The organism is Achromobacter sp. KK8, assembly GCF_054188005.1.
In genome coordinates, this window is sequence record NZ_CM135178.1 from 5625199 (window position 1) to 5647470 (window position 22272).

21 protein-coding genes are annotated in these 22272 nt (G+C 69.2%); 8 read left to right on the forward strand and 13 right to left on the reverse strand.

The genetic code is table 11. From position 1 onward, the window contains the following. Positions 1–96 precede the first annotated feature (96 nt). On the reverse strand, positions 97–2703 hold the full coding sequence (gene clpB, locus ACVN9Z_RS25870; RefSeq protein WP_006385057.1) for an ATP-dependent chaperone ClpB: 2607 nt from the start codon (positions 2701–2703) through the stop codon (positions 97–99). A gap of 152 nt (positions 2704–2855) precedes the next feature. Here clpB and ACVN9Z_RS25875 point away from each other — a divergent pair, with 152 nt between their 5' ends. From ACVN9Z_RS25875 to ACVN9Z_RS25900, 6 genes are all read left to right on the forward strand, one after another. Next, the gene (locus ACVN9Z_RS25875; RefSeq protein ID WP_458212798.1) at positions 2856–3290 is read left to right on the forward strand and encodes a gamma-glutamylcyclotransferase family protein; all 435 of its coding nucleotides are present in this window, start codon (positions 2856–2858) and stop codon (positions 3288–3290) included. A gap of 124 nt (positions 3291–3414) precedes the next feature. Beyond that, the gene (locus tag ACVN9Z_RS25880; protein WP_026384438.1) at positions 3415–4143 is read left to right on the forward strand and encodes a helix-turn-helix domain-containing protein; all 729 of its coding nucleotides are present in this window, start codon (positions 3415–3417) and stop codon (positions 4141–4143) included. Between the two features lie 14 nt (positions 4144–4157). After that, positions 4158–5360, forward strand: coding sequence for a hypothetical protein (locus ACVN9Z_RS25885; RefSeq protein ID WP_458212799.1), 1203 nt, complete (start codon positions 4158–4160; stop codon positions 5358–5360). A 122-nt stretch (positions 5361–5482) separates the two neighbouring features. After that, on the forward strand, positions 5483–6784 hold the full coding sequence (locus ACVN9Z_RS25890) for an MFS transporter (RefSeq protein ID WP_006385055.1): 1302 nt from the start codon (positions 5483–5485) through the stop codon (positions 6782–6784). Between the two features lie 132 nt (positions 6785–6916). Further along, a complete protein-coding gene (locus tag ACVN9Z_RS25895) occupies positions 6917–7354 on the forward strand; it encodes an ArsR/SmtB family transcription factor (RefSeq protein ID WP_458212800.1) in 438 nt (145 codons plus the stop codon). Further along, positions 7258–7704, forward strand: a complete 447-nt coding sequence (locus ACVN9Z_RS25900; protein ID WP_458212801.1) for an SRPBCC family protein — start codon at positions 7258–7260, stop codon at positions 7702–7704. The genes ACVN9Z_RS25895 and ACVN9Z_RS25900 overlap by 97 nt, the downstream gene beginning before the upstream one ends. 17 nt (positions 7705–7721) lie before the next feature. On the opposite strand, the gene ACVN9Z_RS25905 is transcribed toward ACVN9Z_RS25900, so the two are convergent. Both ACVN9Z_RS25905 and ACVN9Z_RS25910 read right to left on the reverse strand, forming a co-directional pair. Then, a complete protein-coding gene (locus ACVN9Z_RS25905) occupies positions 7722–8057 on the reverse strand; it encodes a 2Fe-2S iron-sulfur cluster-binding protein (RefSeq protein WP_054443704.1) in 336 nt (111 codons plus the stop codon). A gap of 18 nt (positions 8058–8075) precedes the next feature. Next, complete coding sequence (locus ACVN9Z_RS25910; RefSeq protein WP_024069563.1) at positions 8076–8663, reverse strand: NUDIX domain-containing protein; 588 nt, start codon at positions 8661–8663, stop codon at positions 8076–8078. Between the two features lie 475 nt (positions 8664–9138). On the opposite strand from ACVN9Z_RS25910, the gene ACVN9Z_RS25915 reads away from it, so the two are divergent. Continuing rightward, positions 9139–10062, forward strand: a complete 924-nt coding sequence (locus ACVN9Z_RS25915; protein ID WP_054485321.1) for a LysR family transcriptional regulator — start codon at positions 9139–9141, stop codon at positions 10060–10062. Positions 10063–10117: 55 nt separating this feature from the next. On the opposite strand, the gene ACVN9Z_RS25920 is transcribed toward ACVN9Z_RS25915, so the two are convergent. The 7 genes from ACVN9Z_RS25920 to ACVN9Z_RS25950 all read right to left on the reverse strand — a co-directional run bounded on the left by ACVN9Z_RS25920 (position 10118) and on the right by ACVN9Z_RS25950 (position 19579). Next, a complete protein-coding gene (locus ACVN9Z_RS25920; RefSeq protein ID WP_149895273.1) occupies positions 10118–11371 on the reverse strand; it encodes an Hsp70 family protein in 1254 nt (417 codons plus the stop codon). Positions 11372–11435: 64 nt separating this feature from the next. Further along, entirely contained in the window at positions 11436–12608 is a 1173-nt protein-coding gene (locus tag ACVN9Z_RS25925; RefSeq protein ID WP_049055224.1) for a RhtX/FptX family siderophore transporter, read from the reverse strand. 44 nt (positions 12609–12652) lie between these two features. After that, positions 12653–13060, reverse strand: coding sequence for a cupin domain-containing protein (locus tag ACVN9Z_RS25930; protein WP_024069568.1), 408 nt, complete (start codon positions 13058–13060; stop codon positions 12653–12655). Positions 13061–13120: 60 nt separating this feature from the next. Next, the gene (locus tag ACVN9Z_RS25935) at positions 13121–15253 is read right to left on the reverse strand and encodes a TonB-dependent siderophore receptor (protein ID WP_458212802.1); all 2133 of its coding nucleotides are present in this window, start codon (positions 15251–15253) and stop codon (positions 13121–13123) included. 178 nt (positions 15254–15431) lie between these two features. Then, a complete protein-coding gene (locus ACVN9Z_RS25940) occupies positions 15432–17576 on the reverse strand; it encodes a TonB-dependent siderophore receptor (protein ID WP_458212803.1) in 2145 nt (714 codons plus the stop codon). A gap of 93 nt (positions 17577–17669) precedes the next feature. Further along, positions 17670–18548 (reverse strand): helix-turn-helix transcriptional regulator, encoded by an 879-nt coding sequence (locus ACVN9Z_RS25945; protein ID WP_458212804.1) that lies wholly within the window; start codon positions 18546–18548, stop codon positions 17670–17672. A 65-nt stretch (positions 18549–18613) separates the two neighbouring features. Next, positions 18614–19579 (reverse strand): GlxA family transcriptional regulator, encoded by a 966-nt coding sequence (locus tag ACVN9Z_RS25950; RefSeq protein WP_458212805.1) that lies wholly within the window; start codon positions 19577–19579, stop codon positions 18614–18616. A 101-nt stretch (positions 19580–19680) separates the two neighbouring features. On the opposite strand from ACVN9Z_RS25950, the gene ACVN9Z_RS25955 reads away from it, so the two are divergent. Further along, positions 19681–20907 carry an MFS transporter gene (locus tag ACVN9Z_RS25955; protein ID WP_024069573.1) on the forward strand — a complete coding sequence of 409 codons (1227 nt, stop codon included), beginning with the start codon at positions 19681–19683 and terminating at the stop codon, positions 20905–20907. 97 nt (positions 20908–21004) lie between these two features. Here ACVN9Z_RS25955 and ACVN9Z_RS25960 read toward each other — a convergent pair whose 3' ends face one another. The 3 genes from ACVN9Z_RS25960 to ACVN9Z_RS25970 all read right to left on the reverse strand — a co-directional run bounded on the left by ACVN9Z_RS25960 (position 21005) and on the right by ACVN9Z_RS25970 (position 22260). Then, the gene (locus ACVN9Z_RS25960; protein WP_054505413.1) at positions 21005–21337 is read right to left on the reverse strand and encodes a hypothetical protein; all 333 of its coding nucleotides are present in this window, start codon (positions 21335–21337) and stop codon (positions 21005–21007) included. A 146-nt stretch (positions 21338–21483) separates the two neighbouring features. Next, positions 21484–21708: a DUF3820 family protein gene (locus ACVN9Z_RS25965; RefSeq protein ID WP_006385039.1), complete on the reverse strand. Its 225-nt coding sequence runs from the start codon at positions 21706–21708 to the stop codon at positions 21484–21486. Between the two features lie 6 nt (positions 21709–21714). Further along, positions 21715–22260, reverse strand: a complete 546-nt coding sequence (locus tag ACVN9Z_RS25970; protein WP_049054241.1) for a cysteine hydrolase family protein — start codon at positions 22258–22260, stop codon at positions 21715–21717. Between the last annotated feature and the right edge of the window lie 12 nt (positions 22261–22272).

Genomic DNA, 22272 nt, shown 5'->3' on the forward strand with positions numbered 1-22272 from the left:
CGCCCCCCGGGTCCCGGCCCGGCAAAACAAAGCCCCGCAAGCGATCGCCTGCGGGGCTTTCTGTACACGCCGCCTGGACGGGCGGCGCGTAGGCGCTTATTGCAATGTGCGCGTGAAGACGAACTTGCCGTCGCGCCAATCCACCGGCACCACGTCGCGCGGCCCGAACTGGCCTTCCAGGATCAGCTTGGCGACCGGGTTCTCGATCTGCTGCTGGATCGCGCGCTTGAGCGGACGCGCGCCGAACACCGGATCGAAGCCATCGCGTGCCAGTTCGGCCAGCGCGGGCTCGGTCACTTCCAGCCGCATCTCCTGCTTTTCCAGCCGCTCGGCCAGGCGGCGCAGCTGGATGCGGGCGATGGACTCGATGTGCTGCGCTTCCAGTCCGTGGAACACCACCACTTCGTCGATGCGGTTCAGGAACTCGGGCCGCAGCGTCTGCTTGAGTTCGCCCCAGACCACTTCCTTGACCACGTCGTACGGCTGGCCGGCCAGCGTCTGGATATGCTGCGAACCCAGGTTGGAGGTCATCACGATGACCGTGTTGCGGAAGTCCACCGTGCGGCCCTGGCCGTCGGTCAGGCGGCCATCGTCCAGCACTTGCAGCAGCACGTTGAAGACGTCCGGGTGGGCCTTCTCGACTTCATCGAGCAGCACCACGCTGTAAGGCTTGCGGCGCACGGCCTCGGTCAGGTAGCCGCCCTCTTCGTAGCCCACGTATCCAGGCGGCGCGCCGATCAGCCGCGCCACCGAGTGCTTCTCCATGAATTCGCTCATGTCGATGCGGATCATGTGCTCTTCGGAGTCGAACAGGAACTCGGCCAGCGCGCGCGTCAGCTCGGTCTTGCCCACGCCGGTGGGGCCCAGGAACAGGAACGAACCGTACGGGCGCGACGGATCCGCCAGGCCCGCGCGCGAACGGCGGATGGCATCGGACACCAGGCGCACGGCCTCGTCCTGGCCAACCACGCGCTTGTGCAGGTATTCCTCCATGTGCAGCAGCTTCTCGCGTTCGCCCTGCATCATCTTGGATACCGGGATGCCGGTGGCGCGCGACACGACCTCGGCGATTTCCTCGGCGCCGACACGGGTGCGCAAGAGGCGCGGACGACCTTCGCCGCCCTCGGCCTCCTCGGCCGCTTCAGCGGCGCCGACCTCGGCGGCCTTCAGGCGCGCTTCCAGGTCGGGCAGCTTGCCGTACTGCAGCTCGGCCAGCTTGTCGAACTGGCCCTTGCGCTGCAGCTCGGCCATTTCGGCGCGCACGCTGTCGATCTCTTCCTTGATGGCCTGGGTGCCCTGCACCGCGGCCTTCTCGGCCTTCCAGATTTCCTCGAAGTCGTTGTATTCGCGTTGCAGCTTTTCAAGCTCGTCCTCGATCACGCCCAGGCGGCGCTTGGAAGCGTCGTCGGTTTCCTTCTTGACGGCCTCGCGCTCGATCTTGAGCTGGATGATGCGGCGGTCGAGCTTGTCCATCACTTCCGGCTTGGAATCGATTTCCATGCGGATGCGGGCGCCGGCCTCGTCGATCAGGTCGATGGCCTTGTCGGGCAGGAAGCGGTCGGTGATGTAGCGGTGCGAGAGTTCGGCCGCGGCCACGATGGCCGGGTCGGTGATCTCGACGCCGTGGTGGATCTCATAGCGTTCCTGCAGGCCGCGCAGGATGGCGATGGTGGACTCGACATCGGGTTCGTCGACCAGCACCTTCTGGAAGCGGCGCTCGAGCGCGGCGTCCTTTTCGATGTACTTGCGGTATTCGTCCAGCGTGGTGGCGCCGATGCAGTGCAGCTCGCCGCGCGCCAGCGCCGGCTTGAGCATGTTGCCGGCGTCCATCGCGCCTTCGGCCTTGCCGGCGCCGACCATGGTGTGCAGCTCGTCGATGAAGACGATGTTGCTGCCGTCGTCCTGCGACAGTTCCTTGAGCACGGCCTTCAGGCGCTCTTCGAATTCGCCGCGGAACTTGGCGCCGGCCAGCAGCGCGGCCAGGTCGAGCGACAGCACGCGCTTGCCGCGCAGGGTCTCGGGCACTTCGTCGTTGACGATGCGCTGCGCCAGGCCCTCGACGATGGCGGTCTTGCCCACGCCGGGTTCGCCGATGAGCACCGGGTTGTTCTTGGTGCGGCGCTGCAGGATCTGGATGGTGCGGCGGATTTCGTCGTCGCGGCCGATCACCGGGTCGAGCTTGCCCTGGCGGGCGCGCTCGGTCAGGTCCAGGGTGTACTTGGCCAGCGCCTCGCGGTTGGATTCGCCTTCGGCGCCGGAGACGTTCTCGCCGCCGCGCACGGCGTCGATGGCGGCTTCGAGGGCCTTTTTCTGCAGGCCCGCCTCGCGCAGGATGCGGCCGGCCTCGCCCTTGTCGTCGGCCAGGGCCAGCAGGAAAAGTTCGCTGGCAATGTAGGTGTCGCCGCGGCGCGCGGCTTCCTTGTCGGTGCGGGTCAGCACGCCCTGCAGGTCGCGGCCGACCTGGACGTTGTCATCGCCCTGCACCTGGGGCAGCGCCTTGAGCGCGGCATCCAGGGCCGGCTGCAGCCGGTTGACGGCCACGCCGGCACGCGCCAGCAGGCTGCCGGCGCCGCTGTCGGGGTCGGACAGCAACGCCGACAGCACGTGGACGGGCTCGATGTAGGGGTGATCGTTGCGGGCGGCCAGACTCTGAGCGTCGGCCAGGGCTTGCTGGAACTTGGTGGTCAGTTTGTCGAATCGCATAATGGTCGTTGTGGCTTGTTGGTGAGCCTGACCGATACGCGCCGGCGGGCTCGATGACCTGAATATGCGGCCGGATGCGAGAATTTCAATACCTCGCCGGCCTCATGGCTTTATGTCCGTGGACACATCCGCGTGCAGCAACAATCTGAACTATGAGCATATACGTTTTTGTCTACGGCACGCTACGCGCGGGCGAAATCAACGACCTGACGCAAGCGGCCGCGCGGCGCGCGCTGCCGCCCGCCCGCCATCTCGGCGCGGCCACCGTGCCGGGCGCGCTGGTGGACTTCGGCGACTGGCCCGGACTGGTCCCGGTGCGGGACGGCCGCCGCGTGCGCGGCGACATCTACGCGGTCTGCCCGGCCCTGCTCGCCCTGATGGACGAGATCGAGGAATACGCGCCCGGCCGGCCCGGCTGCTTCGTGCGCCGGCCAGTGCTGGCCCGCCCGCTGGCGCCGCCCGGCGCCGCCGCGGTGGCCTGCCAGTACTACCCCATCGATCCGGCCTGGCGCGGGGCGGCGCCGGACGTCGCCGCGGACGACTGGATCGCCTACCGCCAGGCCCGCGGACACCCCGTATCGCCGTAAGGTTCTACTGCAAAACCGCCCCGTAAGACACCCGTAGTAACAACGGACTACAATGGGTACCTGTCTTCACGCTTTAAGCCCGTCCAGGCCACCCGCCGGGTCCGGGCACTATAAAGGTCATCGTATGCAAAAACGGGTTCCCGTTGCCCCTGATGCCGCCCACTGTTCCACGTGTATGTTGGGCCACGTGTGTGTCCCGGTCGGGATGGCAGCCGCCGAAGTGGAAAAGCTGGACGAGCTGGTGAAAGAGCGTGTGCGCCTTGAAAAGGGCAAGACGCTGTATTCGCTGGATCACCCCCTGGACGCCGTCTACGGCGTGCGCTTCGGCAGCCTGAAAACGCAGCTCGAGGACGCCACCGGCCAGATCCAGATCACCGGTTTCCACCTGCCCGGCGAGATCGTCGGCATGGACGGCATGCTCGACGGCAAGCACGTCTCGGCCGCCGTCGCGCTGGAAGACTCCGAAGTCTGCGTGATCCGCTTGAACGAAGTCGACCGCGTGGCCGCCCACCTGCCCTCGCTGCAGCAGCAGTTCCGCCGCCTGATGAGCCGCGAGATCACGCGCTCGCACCAGATGCTGGCGTCGCTGGGCTCGATGCGTTCCGAACAGCGCCTGGCCGCGTTCCTGCTGAACCTGTCGCAGCGCTATGCCTCGCTGGGCTACTCGTCCACCGAGTTCGTGCTGCGCATGAGCCGCGAGGAAATCGGCAACTTCCTGGGCCTGACGCTGGAGACGGTCAGCCGGCTGTTCTCGCGTTTCGCGCGCGACGGCCTGATCCGCATCAACCAGCGCGAAGTCCGCATCCTGGACCAGCCCGCGCTCAAGCAACTGCTGGGCCACGAGGGCTGCTGACGCCCGCCCGCGCCATGCGCCGCACCGCCGCACCCGGCGCCTCACAGCCCTGCCCGGCGCCGCGCCTGTCGCGCTCGCCCCGGGCCTGGTGCGCGGCGGCGCTGGCCCTGGCGGCCCTGCTACCTCTGGCGGCGCATGCGCAGACGCCGCTGCCCGATCCCTACGATTACGACGAACCCGTGCCCGCGCCCAAGCGGGTGGCGGTGCCGCGCTGGCAGGCGCTCGAACTGGGCAGGCCCGGCCATCGCTACAAGGTACCGGTCTATGCTAACCGGAACCTGGCGCGCGCCGACCTGCGCGATATCAAGCAAATCGTGATCGTGTTCCACGGCGTCAAGCGCAACGCCGACGCCTATTACGAAACCGTCGCCACGCTGCTGGCCGCCAATCCCGCCCGCGCCAATGACACGCTGATCCTGGCGCCGCGCTTCGTCGGCTCGATCGACTCGGGCTTCGCCGGCATGGCCGCGTGGCGCAAGGCCAGCTGGGAGGACGGCGAGGACAGCGTGCAGGCCAGCGGCCGACCGGCGCCGGTCAGCTCGTTCCAGGTGATCGACGACCTGCTGCGCAGCCTGGACGACCGCAAGCGCCTGCCGATACTGGCCGGCATCGTGCTGGCCGGCCACTCCGGCGGCGGCCAGCTGGTGCAGCGCTATGCGGTGCTCAATCCCGTCGACGGCCCGCTGCGGCGCGACGGCATCGCCATCCGCTACGTGATCGCGAATCCTTCCTCCTACCTGTACCTGACCCACGAGCGCCCGCGCCCCGACGGCAAGGGCTACGCGCCCTACGAACGCGGCATCTGCCCCACCTATAACCAGTACAAGTACGGCACCGACAAGTTGCCGGCGTACGCGCAGGAAACCGACGACACGCGCCTGTTCATCCGCTACGCGGAGCGCGACGTGACCTACCTGCTGGGCGGCGCGGACAACAACCCCGAGCACCGCCTGCTGGACAAGACCTGCGGCGCCGAAGCGCAAGGCGCCACGCGGCTGGCGCGCGGCACGGCCTACCTGCAATACGAGCGCATCGTCGCGGCGCGCGGCAACCACCCCGTGACGCTGCACCGGGCCGGCTTCGAAGTGACCGGCGTCGGCCACGACAACAAGGGCATGTTCAGCTCGGTCTGCGGCGCGCGCGCGCTGCTGGGTGAAAACGCGATCGCGCCAGCCGGCGCGGCCGCCTGCACGGTGATCGAGCCGCCGCGCAAATAGCCCGGAAAGCCATGTGCTGGTTATTGACGCGAAACTGAACGAATATCCCGGACGGACGCAGGGGTGCATTTTGGCGCCGACAGGCGCAACATAGGCGGGTACCGTCTCCGTGGAAGACAGATATGAGCCAAGCGTATCTCGACATGCCCGACGCCAAACGCCGCATCAAGGCGATCTTCGTCGGCTCCATGGGCAACCTGGTCGAATGGTATGACTTCTACGCCTATACCGCCTTCGCCCTGTATTTCGCCCCCGCCTTCTTCCCCTCGCACGACCCGGTCGTGCAGCAACTGAACGCCGCCACGCTGTTCGCCGCCGGCTTCATCGTGCGGCCGCTGGGCGGCTGGCTGTTCGGCCACCTGGCCGACCGCCACGGGCGACGATTGTCGCTGATGGTGTCGGTGGGCATGATGTGCGTGGGGTCGCTGATCATCGCGGTCACGCCCACCTATGCCTCGATCGGGCTGGCGGCGCCGGCGCTGCTGGCGCTGGCGCGGGTCATCGAAGGCCTGAGCCTGGGCGGCGAATACGGCGCCAGCGCCACCTATCTCACCGAGATCGCCGATCCGAACCACCGCGGCTTCTATTCCAGCTTCCAGTACGTCACGCTGATCGGCGGGCAGCTCTGCGCCATCCTGGTGCTGCTGTTGCTGCAGAACGTGTTCCTGACGCACGAGCAGCTGGTGCAATGGGGCTGGCGCATTCCCTTCGTGATCGGCGCCATGCTGGCCATCATCACCGCCGTCATGCGGCGCGACATGCCGGAAACCGATTCCTACAAGCAGGCCAGCCAGCACAAGCCGCAGACCAGCTCGCTGCGCGGCCTGCTGCGCTATCCGCGCGAGGTCGCGATCGTGGTCGGCCTGACGGCCGGCGGCACGGCGGCGTTCTACACCTTCACCACCTACATGCAGACCTTCGTGCGGCAGACGGCCGGGTTCTCCGACATCGTCACCACCTACGTGATCGCCGCGTCGCTGATCTTCGCGCTGATCCTGCAGCCGCTGTACGGCGCGCTGTCCGACAAGATCGGGCGCAAGCCGCTGCTGGTGTTCTTCGGCATCGCGGGCGCGCTGCTCACGGTGCCGTTGCTGATGACGTTGTCGCATACCCGCTCGCCGTTCATCGCCTTCCTGCTGATCTGCGCGGCCTGGCTCTTCACCGCCGGCTACACCTCGATCAACGCGGTGGTGAAGGCCGAGCTCTTTCCCACCAACATCCGCGCCACCGGCGTGGCGGTGCCATACGCGATCACCGTGTCCATCTTCGGCGGCACCGCGCCGGCCATCGCCCTGTGGTTCAAGCAGCAGGGCCACGAGCAGTGGTTCTACTACTACCTGGCGGGCGTGATCTTCATTTCGCTGCTGGTGTACGCCACCATGCGCGACACCAAGCACCAGTCGGCGATGCACCGGCACGAGTGATCCGGCTTCCCACGGCGCGGCGCGGCAATTCGCCCGTCGCGCCGGGGTCCCTTGAAAAAAAGTGTAAGCGTGCGGCCCGGGGGCTTGCGGTGGCAGCCGCTTCGGCCAATACTTAACCTTATGGTTAAGTTAATGAATTCCCCGCTCGACGACGCTCAACTGGACCGTGTGTTCTCCGCCCTGGCGGATGCCACCCGGCGCCGGGTGCTGGCCGACCTGGAGCCGGGCCCGGCTTCCGTCGGCACGCTGGCCCGGCCCCATGCAATGTCGCTGCCTGCCTTCATGAAGCACTTGCGGGTGCTGGAGGACGCCGGCCTGATTGCCCGGGCCAAGGATGGCCGGGTAGTCCGCTGCACCTTGTCGGCCGGGCCGATGCGGTCGGCGTCCGACTGGCTGGCGCGCTACGAGAAATTCTGGAACGGGCAGCTCGACTCGCTGGCCCGCTACCTTTACCACGAAGAGGAGACCCACCCATGTCCACCGACACCGAACTCCAATTGCGCCTCCGGCGGCGCTTCAACGCCCCCGTCGAACGCGTCTGGCGAGCCTGGACCGAACCGCAAGCGCTGATGCGCTGGTTCGGCCCCGCCGAAACACGCGAAGTGCTGCTGGCCGAAACCGACCTGCGGGTCGGCGGCGCCTACCACATCGGCTTTGCGACCGAAGACGGGCTGGCGCACTACGCCCGGGGCCAATACCGGGAAGTGCAGCCGCAGCGCAAACTGGTCTTCACCTGGACCTGGCGCGACGCGCCGCAGGAAACGTCGTTGATCACGCTGACATTTACGCCCGCGGACCACGGCACCGACCTGGACTTCCTGCAGACCCCGTTCGTCGACGAGGCCACCCGCGACAGCCATGGCAGCGGCTGGGCCGGCGCGATGGACCGGCTGGCGGCCGACCTGGCCGGCGCGGCGTAGGCGCCCTCCCGGCCCCGCTAACGGCGCGCGCCCGTCAAGGGCCGCGCCGGCGCCTCGGGCGCGGCCGTGATGCGTTCGGCGTGTGGCGACAGGATCTCGAGCGGCGCCGTGGCGTGGGCCACGCAAGGCAGGATCCAGCCTTCGTCCTTTTCGTCGCGCGACAGGCCGGGCCACTCGATGCGGTAGCGCACCGCGCCCGCGCGCAGCTGGCACATGCACGCGCGGCAGGTGCCGTTGCGACAGGAACTGGGCAGCTTGATGCCGGCCGCCTGCGCCGCGGCCAGCACGGAGGTGTCGGCATCGGCGGCGAAGCGCCACCCGGACGGCTGCAACAGCACGGCAAAGGACGGCATGGGCGTTGTCCCCGGCGCTCAGGCGGCGTGTTCCTGCCAGTCCAGCTGCCAGGCGCCGGACAGCACGTTCTGCAGCCACAGCGTGCAGGTCAGCGTCTTGGCGTCGGTGACCTCGCCCTTGGCGCAGGCGGCGTACAGATCGGCGGGGTCGGCGCTGAATACGTCCAGGAATTCATCCTGGTCCAGTTGCCGGGGCCCGGCGCGCAGCCCGCGCGCGAAGTAGATGTGGATGATCTCGGTGGAATAGGCGATGGCCAGGTGCAGGGCGCCGGCGCGGGCCCACTGCGTGGCGGTATAGCCGGTTTCCTCGAGCAGTTCGCGCTTGCCGCAGGCCAGCGGGTCCTCGCCGGGATCGAGCTTGCCGGCCGGAAATTCCGTCATGACGCGGCCGATCGGATAGCGATACTGGCGCTCGAGCAGCACGCGGCCGTCGTCGAGCAGCGGGATCACCACCACCGCGCCCGGATGCACCACGTATTCGCGGGTGGAGGTGTTGCCGTTGGGCAGGCGCACCACGTCGTTGCGGATCTTGAGGAAACGGCCGTCGTAGGCGGCCTCGCTGGAGACGCGTTCTTCGTACAGATGGGAATCGGGCTTGTCGGTCATGGCGGGCGTGATGGAGTTCAGCGCGGGGGCAGCGCGAAACCGTGCCGGCCCGCGCGCGAAGAGCTTGCAGCTTACCATCGGCTCCGCGCCGTCCAGGCGTCGACGCGGATCACGATCTTGCCGAAGTGACGGCCCGAGGCCAGGCGCTCGAACGCGGCCGGCACGGGCGCGGCCGGCGGCAGAGAAAGCCCCCCACGCTCGCCGCTGCGCGGGTCGCTGCCCCCCGAGGGGGCGTTTTTGCCTTGGGGCGGCCCGGCGGAAAAAAAGCCCCCCACGCTCGCCGCTGCGCGGGTCGCTGCCCCCCGAGGGGGCGTTTTTGCCTTGGGGCGGCCCGGCGGCAAAAAAAGCCTCACGCCGTGGCCTGGCGCCAGTACGATATATGGGAACCACACGATCCAGTGGCGGCATTCATTCTCACCAATGTTGCCTTTAAGGAACCAATTCAATCGCAGGCGGCGACGCCCAGGAAGGCATGATGGCTACACCCCTCCCCCACGACCGGCTCGGCGGCATCGAGGTTTTCGTGCAGGCCGCCGAAGCCGGCAGTTTCGCGCTGGCGGCCGAGCGCCTGAACCTGACCCGTTCGGCGGTCGGCAAGTCCATCGCGCGGCTCGAGGCCCGGCTGGGCGCGCGGCTGTTTCATCGCACCACGCGCCAGCAGAGCCTGACCGACGCCGGCCAGGCCTATTACGACCGCTGCGTGCGCGCGCTTGCCGAGCTGTACGACGCCGAGGCGGAGCTGGACAGCGGCCGCCGCTCGCCACAGGGCCGCCTGCGCGTCAGCGCGCCGGTGGTGTTCGGCCGCCATTGCGTGGCCCCGGTACTGCGCGAACTGGCGGCGCGGCATCCGCAGTTGCAGATCGAGATTTCGTTCAACGACCGCGTGGTCGACCTGATCGAGGAAGGCTACGACCTGGGCATCCGCATCGGCGCGCTACCCGACAGCGCGAGCCTGGTGGCGCGGCGCCTGGGCCTGCAGACCATGGGCATAGGCGCGTCGCCGGCCTACATTGCGGCGCATGGGCGCCCGCAAACGCTGGATGAAATGCGCCAGCACGTGGGCGTGGCCTACGCCCGTGGCGGCGTCGAAAAGGGCTGGTCGTTGATGGAGGCGGACGGCGAGGTGGTGCAGCTGCGCGTGCCGCCGCGCCTGCGCATGGACGATCTGCAAGCCATCGCCGACGCGGCCATCGCGGGCGTCGGACTGGCCTGGCTGCCTTGCTGGATGCTGTCGCACTACGTGCGCACCGGCGAACTGGATGTGCTGATGCACGGCGACCGCATGGCGGCGCAGCCGGTGCATGCGGTGTGGCCCCAGGCGCGCTACCTGCCGTCGAAGACGCGCACCGCGATCGACGCGCTGGCCGAACGGGTGCCGGCGATGCTGGCGACGTGGTGACGAAAGCGCGCGGCGCGGCGGCCGCGCGGTGTGGGCGGCAAGCGCCGCCCGAGCCTCAGTCGAACTTGCGGCGCGCGTCCAGCGCCAGGCCGGCGCCGATGCTGCCGAACAGGTCGCCCTCGACGCTGCGCGCCTGCGGCACCAGCGCCGAGACGCATTCGCGCAGTCGCGGCACGCGACTCGAACCGCCGGTGAAGAACACCGTGTCCACATCGGAGGGCGCGACGCCCGCGTCGCGCAGCAGGGTGCCGACGGTCTGCTCGATCTTCTCGATCAGCCGCGCCACGCTGTTGTCGAACGACGGCCGGCTCACGTCCACGCCAAGTTCGGGCGCGATGCGCGACAGGTCGATGCGCGCCGCCGGCGCCTCGGACAGCGCGATCTTGGCCTCTTCCACCTGCACCGCCACCCAGTGGCCGGCGCGCTGCTTGACCAGGTTCAGCAGCAGGTCGATCTTGTCGCGGTCGCCAGCCTCGGCACGGATGTAGGCGAAGTGCTCGGCGGCCTTGCGGGTGTAGGCCTGGTTGATGGTGTGCCAGCAGGCCAGGTTGCCGTACTGCGTGGACGGCACGTCCTTGCCGCTGCGCAACTGGCTGCCCAGGCCCAGCAGCGGCATGACGTGCGCCAGGCTGAGCTGCTTGTCGAAGTCCACGCCGCCGATGTGCACGCCGCCGTAGGCCAGGATGTCGTCGCGCCGGTCCGGCTTGGCGGCACGGCCGGGCCCCAGGCGGATAAGCGAAAAGTCCGATGTGCCGCCGCCAATGTCGATGACCAGCACCAGTTCCTCGCGGTCGATCTGCGACTCGTAGTCGAAGGCCGCGGCCAGCGGCTCGAACTGGAATTCGATGTCGGTGAAGCCGACGCTGCGCGCGATTTCGCCCAGGGTGTCCTGGGCGGTCTGGTCGGCGGCGGGGTTGTCGTCGACGAAGAACACCGGCCGGCCCAGCACGGCGCGCGAGAAGTCGCGGCCGGCGGCCGTTTCGGCGCGGCGCTTGAGCTCGGCGATGAAACGCGTCAGCAGCACGCGGAACGGGATCGAGCGGCCCTGCACCTCGGTGGAACCGTCGATCAGCGAGCTGCCCAGCAGGCTCTTCATCGAGCGCATCAGGCGCCCGTCGTAGCCCGCCAGGTAGTCGGAGATGGCCGCGCGGCCGTAGCTGACCTCGGCGTCTTCATCGTGAAAGAAGATGGCCGAGGGCAAGGTGGTCTTGCCGTCTTCAAGAGCCAGGAGCGCGCGCTGGTCGGGGCGGCTCCAGCCGACGGTGGAGTTCGACGTGCCGAAGTCGACGCCGCATGCGGTGGAAATCATGGAAATTCGGGGGCTGAAAGCAAAACGGCGCACAAGTGTAGCCGCAACCGCCCGAAACGCCATGTCACCCGGGGCGGCGCAGCGCCAGCGCCACGAAAACCAGCGTGACCACGGCCGCCAGCAGCCCGCCGCCGAAACCGGCGGCGTAGCCGAGCTGGGCGGCCAGCGCGGTGATGAGCGACGAGGTCAGGATTTCGCCCAGGTCGCGCGCGCTCTGCACCGCCGTCATGTCGGTGCCGGCCTGCGTGCCGCGGGCGGCAAAGCGCATCGCCAGCGTCATCAGCGCCACCGAGGCGGCGCCGGCGCCGAACGAACCCAGCGCCTGGGCCAGGTAGGCCATCAGCGCGGGCTGCGCGGCCCAGCCCCGCGCCTGCGCCAGCCAGGCCACCGCGGCCGCGCCCGAGGCCGCCAGCCCCAGGGCCAATGCGCCGCGCGCGCCCAGGCGCCCGACCAGCCAGGCGCCGCCGCCGCACCCCAGCAGCACCGTCACCGCGCCGCCGGCCATGCCGAGCTGCCCCACCGCGTCCACCGGCCAGCCCGCATCGACCAGGAACAATTTGGACAATCCATAGCCCGCCACCGCCGTCATCGCCGACAGGAACGCCGCCAGTACCAGCGCCCAGGCGCCGGGCCGGCGCGCGAAACCGGCCAGCGAGGCGCGCCGCGGCGCGGCCGCGGGTTCGGGCAGCGCGGTTTCCCGCCACCCCAGCGCCATCAGCAGGCTGAACGCCACCACCGCGGCCAGCAGCGCCAGCGCGCCGCCCTGCCCCAGCCGGCCGGCCAGCACCAGGCAACCGGGCCCGCCGGCGAAGAAGCCGACCATGGTGCCGCCCACCTGCACGGCGTTGGCGCGCGCCAGGGCCTGGCCCTGGAAGCGCTCGGCGGTCAGGCCATCGGTGGCGATGTCCTGCGTTGCGCTGGCCAGCGAGGCCAATGCCATCAGGCCCACCACCCAGGGCGCGCTGGCTGCGGCGATGCCGGTCATGGCCACCGCCGCCAGGCAGGCCAGCACCACGGCCTGCATCGGCAGGATCCAGCTGCGGCGCCGGCCGAGCGTGGCGCGCCAGCGGTTGTCGACCAGCGGCGCCCACAGGAACTTCAGCACCCAGGGCAGCCCCACCAGCGGCAGCCAGGCCAGCGCATGCAGGGGCGCGCCATCGCGCCGCAGCAGCGTGGGCAGCGCCTCCATGGCCACGCCCAGCGGAATGCCCTGGGAAAAATACAGCGCGCCGATCATGACGAACAGGCGCGCATTGGCGATAGGCTTCACGTCGATTTCCTTCAAGCTTGCGAGGCCGCGCCGGCGCGGCGGTGTTCACTGCCATGCCCGGGCGTGACGAACAGGATGCGGGCCGGACAGGCCACGTGCAGCCGGTGCCACACGCCGCGCGGCACCACCACGCTGCGCCGCGCGTCCAGCAGCACGTCGGTCTCGGCGCCGGTCGCGTCCATCAGCGTCAGCACCACGCGGCCCTCCAGCACGCAGAGCATTTCCTCGCCCGCGGGATGGCGTTCCCAGACGTCGCCATGCACGTCGGCGTCGCAGGCCGCGGCCTTGACGCCGACCAGCCAGCCTTCGTGCGGCGCCAAGCGGCGCAGCTTGCCGATATCGCGCATGGCGCCGTCGGCGCCGAGCGCCATGAAATGATCGAGCCAGTCGAACACTGGCGGGGGGATGAGCGTGGCCAATCCGTTTACTCCTTCGAATGATGGCCGGGCGGCGCGCGCCGCCCGTGTGGGGCGCGCCGTTCAATACTCGGCGCGCAGGGTCAGCATGAGGTTGCGCGGTTCGCCGTAGCGGTTGTTCCAGGCCGTGCCCGACAGGCTCTGGTAATAGCCGCGGTCGAACACGTTGTTGACGTTCAGCGCGGCGGTCAGGTGCTTGTCGACGCGGTAGGCGAGGCGCAGGTCCACCAGCGCGTAGCCGCCCTGGCGCAGCGTGACCGGGCCCGACTCGGTCGAGTAGCCGGACTGCACCTGCAGGCCGCCGCCCACGCTCAGGCGCCGCTGCATCGTCGGCAGCGCATAGTTCGTCCACAGCCGGAAGATGTGCTTGGGCGTGAAGCTGGCGAACGGCTGGCCGCCCGCCTGCGTGTCGGTCAGGTACTTGCTGGTGTTGAAGGTGTAGCCCGCGGCCACCGTCCAGTACGGCGTGATGTTGCCGCTGGCCTCGGCCTCGAAGCCGCGGCTGCGCACCTCGCCGCCAGCCACGTAGTAGCAGTTCTGGCCGACGCAGGGCCAGGCGGGATCCTGCTGCGCGCGATTCTTCTGGCGGATCTGGAACACGGCCAGCGATACGTTCAGCGCGCCGTCCATCAGTTCGCCCTTGATGCCGGCCTCGTAGTTGGTGCCGGTGACCGGGTCCAGCCCCTGGCCGTCGCGCGTCAGCTGGGTCTGCGGCTGGAACACCTCGGCATAACTGCCGTACAGCGACCATTGGCGGTCCAGGTCGACGATCAGCCCGCCGTAGGGCGTGAATTCGGGATCGATGCGCTGGCGCGAAGCGGGCGCGTCCTGGTTCCACCAGCTCATGCGTCCGCCCAGCACCAGCGTCAGCGGGTCGGCCAGCGAGAAGCGGCCCATGCCGTAGACGCCCTGCTGGCGCGCGCGCGTCTCGCCCGGCGAGGTATAGGGTCCCACGCCCGGCTCCGGCACGCTGCGCGGGTCCCAGTCGAACACGTTGACCGGCACGCGCAGCGCCGGCAACAACTGGCCGGTGTACTGCTCGGTCGTGGTGCGCTGGGCGTTGCCGCCCAGCAGCAGTTCGTGGCGGCGGCCGAACAGTTGCACCGGGCCGCTGACGTAGGCATCGACGCTGGCCTGGGTGTTGTCGAACTTGTAGGCGCCGCCCATCAGCGCCGACCCCAGGCCGGTCTGGCGGTCGATGGCGCCATAGGCGCCGGCGTACTTCAGGTTGCTGTCGGCGGTCAGATAGTTGGCGCTGACCTTGGCGCTCCACCCCTGGCCGAAGCGGTGCTCCAGGTCGGCGAATACCCGCGTCGTGTTCCAGTTGAAGCGGTCCCAGGCGGCGTCCAGGTAGGTCGAGCGCTTCAGGCCGATATCGCCGCCGTCCTTGTAGCGCGGCACGCCCGCCATGTTGGTAGTGGAGCGGGTGCGCTGGTATTGCAGGCCGGCCGAGAGCACGGTGTCCGGGCCCAGGTCGACCTCGCCGATGCCGTAGAACAGCGCCGACTTCTGGTCCGCCACGTCGTAGAAATAGCCGCGGTCCTCGAGCGCCGTGACGATGCGGCCGCGCACGCTGCCGCTGTCGTTGAGCGGGCCGCCGAGGTCGGCCTCGACGCGGTAGCGGTCCCAGCTGCCGGCGCTGAGCGCGCCGCTGAAGGCGAATTCGCGCTGCGGACGCTTGCGCACCAGGTTGACGGTGGCGGCGGGGTTGCCGGCGCCGTGCAACAGGCCGTTGGCGCCGCGCAGGATCTCGACGCGCTCGTACACCGCCATGTCCTGGGGCGACGCGGCCATGTTGCCCATCAGCACCGGCACCCCATCCTGCTCGTACGAATCGACCTTGAAGCCGCGGGCGTAGTAGGCGGTGGTCAGCAGTTGGTAGGGCTGCACCGTGATGCCGGTGGCGTGCTGCATCACCTCGTCCAGGCTCTGCAGGTTCTGCTGCCGCATCTGTTCCTGGCCGATCACCGTGATCGATTGCGGCGTCTCGCGCACCGTCAAAGGCAGCTTGCCCATGGTGGGCGTCGGCGCGGTCGCGGCGGATTCGCCGCTGACCGTCACCGCCGGCAACGTTGCCGCATCGCCCGCCTGCTGGGCCTGCGCTGGCCCCACCGCCGTCAACGCCAGCCACACCGGCCAATGGCGCGCCGCGCCCTTGCGCGGCCGTGCCGCCCTGTTCCTGAACCTTGATCGCACCGCCGTTCCTCTTTCCTGGTTACTGAGAATTATTCTCAAACCATTCTAGAGAGCGGCCCGGCGCGCCACTGGCGATTGCGGAAGTCTCGCTGGCGATTGCGGAAGTTTTTACCGGGCGGGCCGAGGCGGCCGGGACGCGCCATGCGACGCGCGCGGCCGCCTCAGCCGATGACGACGGTCAATACTCGGCGCGCACCGTCAGCATGAAATTGCGCGGCTCGCCGTAGTAGTTGGTCCAGCTGGCATCGTTCAGGCGCTGGTAGTAGACGCGGTCGAACAGGTTGTTGGCGTTGAGCGCCACCGTCACGTGCTTGTCGACGCGGTAGGCCACGCGCATATCGGCCAGCGCGTAGCCGCCCTGGCGCAGCGTGATCGGTCCGGCCACGTTGTAGAAGCCCGATTGCACCTGCATGCCCCCGCCCACGCTCAGGCGCCGCCCCAGTCCCGGCAAGGCGTACTCGGTCCACAGGCGGAAGATGTGCCTGGGCGTGAAGCTGGCGAGGGCCAGGCCCGCCGAGCGGGTGTCGGTCAGGTAGCGGGTGGTATTGAAGGTATAGCCGGCCGCCAGGTTCCAATAGGGCGTGATGTTGCCCGCGGCCTCGATTTCGAATCCCCGGCTGCGCACTTTGCCGCCCGGGATCGAAGGGCAATTCCTGCCCCGGCAAGGCACCGGCGAAGGCGCGACCTGGGCCCGATCCTTCTGGTCGATCTGGAACAGCGCGAGCGACACGTTCAACGCCTCCGCCAGTTCGCCCTTGACGCCAACCTCGTAGTTGGTGCCCGTCATCGGGTCGAGCATCTTGCCATCGCGGTCCTTGTCGCTCTGCGGCTTGAACACTTGCGCATAGCTGCCATAAAGCGACCATTGGCGATTCAGGTCGACGATCAGCCCGCCGTAGGGCGTGAATTTCGCATTGACGCGCTTTTCGGCAGTCGGCGACGCCAGACGGCTCCAGTCGAAGCGACCACCCAGCACCAGGGTCACGGGATCGGCGAGCGAGAAACGGCCCATGCCGTAGATGCCCTGTTCGCGCTCGGGATTCCTGCCATCGGACTTGTAGGGGCCGACGTCATAACTCGGCACATCATGGGGGTTCCAGTTGAACACATCGATGGGCGTGCCATGGACGGTCCCGAGCGCGACCGCGTTGGAGTTCTCCCAGGTGGTGCGCAGTGAATTGGCCCCGATCAGCAGTTCGTGGCGCCGGCCGAACAATTCGATCGGCCCGCTGACATAGGCGTCGAAACTGGTCTGGCTGTTGTCGTAGCGGATGCCCTGGCCGTACAGCGTCGTACCGGTGCCCGTCTTCGGGTCGACGCCGCCCATGCCGGTGAGGTACTTCATTTCGGAATCGGACTTCAGATGATTGAAGCTGAGCTTCGCGGTCCAGCCCGGGCCGAAGCGGTGTTCCAGGTCGGCAAACAAGCGCGTGGTGTTCCAATTGGAATGGCTGTCGATGGATTCCAGGTTGGTCGAGCGCTTCAGACCGAGCGGACTGCCGTCCTTGTAGCGCGGCACGCCGCCCATGCTGGGCGGCGGATTGGAACGCACCCGTTGATATTGCAGTCCGGCCGACAGGACGGTGCCCGGACCCAGGTCGACCTCGCCGACGCCGTAGAAAAGACCGGTCTTCTGGTTTGCCGCCTGATAGAAGAAACCACGATCCTCCAGGACGCCGACGACACGACCACGCACGCTGCCGCTGTCGTTGAGCGGACCGCCGAGGTCCGCCATGGCGCGATAGCGATCCCAGCTGCCGGCGCTGAGTTCGCCACCGAAAGTGGTCTCGCGTTGCGGGCGCTTGCGCACCAGGTTGATGGTGGCCGCCGGATTGCCCGCGCCGTGCAGCAGGCCATTGGCGCCGCGCAGAATTTCGACGCGCTCGAACACCGCCACGTCTTCGGGCGTAGCGGCGACATTGCCCATCATGGTCGGCACGCCGTCCTGCTCGAAAGAGTCGATCTTGAAACCGCGGGAGTAGTACGCCGTGGTCAGGCGACTGTGCGGCTGCACCGTGATGCCCGTGGCGTGCCGCATGACGTCGTCCAGGGTTTGCAGGTTCTGCTGGCGCATCTGCTCCGGCCCGATCACGGAGATCGATTGCGGCGTCTCGCGCACGCTCAAGGGCAGCTTGCCCAATGTCGGCTGTTGCGCACTGGCGGCCTCGCGTTCGCCGCTGACGGTGACTGCCGGCAGCGTGGCCGCGTCCTTGGCATCCCTGGCGTCGCCGGCCAGCGCCGGCCCCGCCGCCACCGCCAGCCAGAGCGGCCAATGGCGCGCCGCCCGCGCGCGCCGCGCCTTGTTCCTGGACATTGAACGCATGGGTACTTCTCCTTCTTTGATACTGAGAATTATTCTCATACAATTTGAAGGAGAATCCGCAGCGCGCAAGCGTTTGTAAGACTCTTGCTATGTTCAGCGACCAGGAACCAGCGCGCTGGGCAGCACCCCGTAGCGCCGCTGGAAGGCCTTGGTGAAGTGCGAATCGGTATAGCCGCAGGCATAGGCGGCCTGCGACACGCTCATCTCGCCGGCGGCGAGTAGCGCGTGCGCCTGGGCCATGCGCTGCTCGCGCACGAAGGCGTAGACACTGCATCCGAACACGCGGCGAAAGCCCGTGGTGAGCTTGTTGACGTTGACGCCGGCGCGGCGCGCCAGCTCGGGCAAGGTGGGGGGATGCTGAAGATCGGCCAGCAGCAGGTCGCGCGCGTGGTGCAGGCGTTCGGTATCGGCGCGCGACAGGCCGGGCGGCGGCGCCGCGGCCTGTGCCGGCTGCAGGGCGCCCAGCGCCAGCGCGGTCAGTTCGAGGGCCTTGGCGGACAGGTACATGCGCTTGAGCGCGCCCTGCATGGGACAGGCCAGCATCTGCCGGCCCAGGGCCTGCAGCGGCGGCGCCAGCCGCAGGTTGGCCTCGGCGTAGGAATCATCGTGGCACGGCGCGCGCAGCAGGCGGACGATGTCGGCGGGATCCAGCGACAGGGAGTCGCGCAGGTGGTCCAGCGAGGTGCGCAGCGAGACAAAGCGCAGCGACCGGCGCGCGCCGAACTCGTGCTCCATGCGCAGCGGGTCGCGGCACAGGCTCAGGTGCAGCAGCGGTCCGCTGACTTGCGCGGTCGGCGCGCCCGGCACGCGGTAGCGCAGTTCCCCTTCCAGCACCAGCACCAGCTTCAGGCCGGGTGTCAGGTCTTCGAGCACCCGCTCGCCGCGCTCGAAGCGCAACGTGCCGCCGGCCAGGGACATGGCTGGCGTGGCGGCCGGAACGGCCCAGTCGAGTTCAGGATGCGAAGCGGTCACGGTGGCGGGCCCGGGCGGGATCCGACGCTTTATTGAGAGTGACTATTATTACCGTTTCACCCGTTTCATGCCAACGCGGCATTGCGCGCCGCGCGCCGCAGCGCCTGTGGCGGCTGGCCGTAGACCCGCAGAAAGGCGCGGCGCATGCGTTCGCTGTCGGTGAAGCCGACCCGCCGGGCGACGCTGTCGATACTGCCATCGCCCTGTTCGATCTGCGCGCGCGCGGTCTCGGCGCGAATGCGCTCGACCGCCTTGGCGGGCGTTTCGCCGGTCTCGGCCTTGAAGCTGCGCAGGAACTGGCGCGGGCTGACGCAGGCGACCCCAGCCAGTTGTTCCACCGTCAGCGCCGTGCCCAGGTTGCCGCGGATATGCTCCAGCACGGCGCGCATGCGTTCGCTGTCGGGCGCCAGGTCCTGCAGGGCCGAGAACTGCGACTGCCCGCCCGAACGCCGGTGGTAGACCACCATTTCGCGCGCGGTCTCGGCCGCCACGTCCACCCCCAGGTCGGCCTCGACCATGGCCAGCGCCAGGTCGATGCCGGCGGTGATGCCGGCCGACGTCCAGGTGTCGCCGTCGCGCACATGGATGCGGTCGGGCTCGACCCGGACCGTGGGATGGTTGCGCGCCAGCGCCGCGGCATGGCGCCAATGGGTGGTGGCGCGCAGCCCATCGAGCAGGCCGGCGGCGGCCAGCACCAGCGCGCCGGTGCACACGCTGGCCAGCCGCCGGCCCTGGTGGCGCTGGGCCAGCAGGCGGGCGCGCAAGGCGGCGGTGACGGCGGTTTCGCGCGCGCCCTCGCCGCCCGGCACCACCAGGGTATCGGCCGGCGTGCCGCGCCACGGTCGCGTCTGCACGCCAATGCCGCAGGAACTGCGCACTTCGCCGCCATGCTCGGACACGACGTGGACCCGGTATGCCGGGCCAGCCGCCGTCCGCGCGAAACGGCCGGCGGTCTGGAACACGGCCGCGGGGCCGGACATGTCCAGCAGCTGGAAATCGGGCACCAGCAGGAAGGCGACGTGGTGGGTCATGACGGATTGGCGTTTTTTGAGGGAATTATGTCATTCACGCCAAAGTGTGCGTCGATACAGTGGGGCCTGTCAAACCCGACCTGTCCGCCCCTTCCTTTCCCATGCCCTCCTCGCCCTCGCCCGCCACGGGCCGCCGCAACGCCCGTATCCTGGCCGTGTGCCAGGGCCTGTTCATCGCCGCGATTTCCATCGATCTGACGCTGACCGCGCTGACCGGCCACATGCTGGCGCCGGACAAGGCGCTGTCGACGCTGCCGTTCGCGCTGATCACCGTCGCCGGCGCTGTCGTGACCTGGTTCGCTTCGCTGCTGATGCAGCGCATCGGCCGCCGCAACGGCTTCGCGCTGGGCGCCCTGGCCGGCGCGGCGGGCGGCGGCATCTCGGTGTGGGCGGTGTTCCACGACCACTTCTGGGCCTTCTGCGCGGGCACCGCGCTGGTGGGCGTGTTCCAGGCGTTCGCGCAGTACTACCGGCTGGCCGCGGCGGACGCGGTGGAACCGGCCGCCAAGAGCCGCGCGATTTCGGTGGTGATGACCGGCGGCGTCATCGCCGCGATCGCCGGGCCGGCGCTGGCGGCCTGGAGCCGCGACCTGTTCGCGCCGGTGGCGTTCGCCGGCGCCTACCTGATGGTGGCGCTGCTGGCGCTGTTGTCCGCCGCCCTGCTGTTCGGTTTCTATCGCGATACCGAAACGTCCGTGGCCGCGGGCGAGGCGCAGGCCGGGCTGCCGCCGCGGCCGCTGCGCGCGGTGGCGCGCCAGCCGGTGTTCATCGCCGCGCTGGCCAACAACGTGGTGGGATCGGTGTCGATGATGTTCATCATGACGGCCGCGCCGCTGGCGGCGGTGGCGTGCAGCCACAGCATCGGCGACGGCGCCAACATCATGCAGTGGCATCTGGTCGGCATGTACGCGCCGGCTTTTTTCGCGGGCGCGCTGATCCAGCGCTTCGGTCTGGCCAAGGTGCTGGGCGCGGGCATGCTGCTGAACGTGGCCTGCGCGCTGATCGCGATGGCCTCGCCGTCGCTGCCAGCGTTCTACGCGGCGCTGTTCTGCCTGGGAGTGGGATGGAATTTCATGTTCGTGGGCGGCACCACGCTGCTGGCGCAGTCGTACCGCCCATCCGAGCGCGCCCGCGCCCAGGGCGCGGCCGAGATGCTGCGCTATGCCGCCACCGCGGTGGCGACGCTGGCCGCCGGGCCGGCGCTGGACGCGTTCGGCTGGGAGGTCCTGAACGCCGCCATGCTGCCGGTGGTGCTGGCGGCCGGCCTGATGACCTGGCACTGGGCGCGCGGCTCGGCCCGGGCCGCCACGGCGGCCGGCCCGGCCTGACCAGGTCCGACCTGAAGCGGGCTGACCTGAAGCGGGCTGACCTGACCGAGCCCGACGTGCAGCGGGCCGGCCGGGCCAAGCCCCGCGGGCCCGGCGCTTACTGCTGCTGGCGGCGCTGCTCCAGTTCGCGCAGGCACTGGGCGACCCCGGCCTGCATCTGGGCGTTGGAGACGGCGGCGCGGTCCGAGACCTCGCGGCAGCGCACGTATTGCGCCTGGCTCTCGGGCGTGTCGCGGATCACGGCCGGCGCCGAGTTCGGATCGGGCGTGACGGTCATGCGCAAGGTGGAAGGCGGCGACAGGCTGCCGTCCTTGGAGCGCTGGCTGGGATATTGGAATTCCTGCGTGACCGGCGCCGCGTTCTGCGCCTGGGCCGCGCCGCCCAGGCAGGCCAGGGCCAGCAGGACGGCGGTGAGCGGGAGTTTCTTCATGACGACCTCTCTTTGTTGGTCGCGCCCGGGCCAGATACCCCGCCCGGTGACGCGCCGGTCTATCGTAGCCCCACGCGCGCCCGCGGGGCGTGCCAAGACGCTACGCCAGCCGCGAGATTTGTTTCTTGCGGTTTCCCCGGCGCCGTTCAGCGCGCCGCCGGCGGCTGGCGCAAGGGCGCCAGCAAGGACGACAGGCCGTTGTGGTCCAGCTCGTGCATCAACGCCAGCAGGCGCCCCAGTTCGCCCGGCGGAAAACCCTTGCGCGCGAACCAGGCCAGGTACGGCCCCGGCAGGTCGGCGATGAGGCGCCCCTGGTACTTGCCGAAAGGCATGGTGCGCGTCACCAGCAGCTGCAGCAGTTCGGGATCCATGGGCCGCTACCTCGCCTGGCCGAAGGCAATGTCGGCCGCCGGCACGGCGGCGATCTTCACGCCGAAGCTGGTCATCGACGAGAGCGTGGTGTTGTGGTGCGCGCGGATCTGCGCGCCTGGCGCGTGCGGCTTGTCCTGGGTGGTGTGGGCGTCGGCCGCCAAGGTGACCGGATAGCCCAGCGCCGCGGCGCGGCGCACGGTGGTGTCGACGCAGAATTCGCTGGCGTAGCCGCACACCACCAGCTGCGTGACGCCCGCCTGCGACAAGGCCTCGCCCAGGCCGGTGCGCAGGAACGAATCGGGGGTGGTCTTGCGTATCCGGATGTCGCCGTCGGCCGGCCGCAGGCGCGTATCCAGCTGCCATCCGGGTTCGCCTTGCGCCAGCGGGCTGCCGGCCGCCTCGTGCTGCACGTAGACCACGGGCGCGGCGGCGGCGCGGGCGCGCTCGGCCAGGTCGTTGATGCGCGCCAGCACGGCGCTGGCATCGGCGGGTTCAGGCGTGGTCTCGAACAGGGCGCGTTGCACGTCGATCACGATCAGGGCGGACGTCATGGTTCTCTCGGA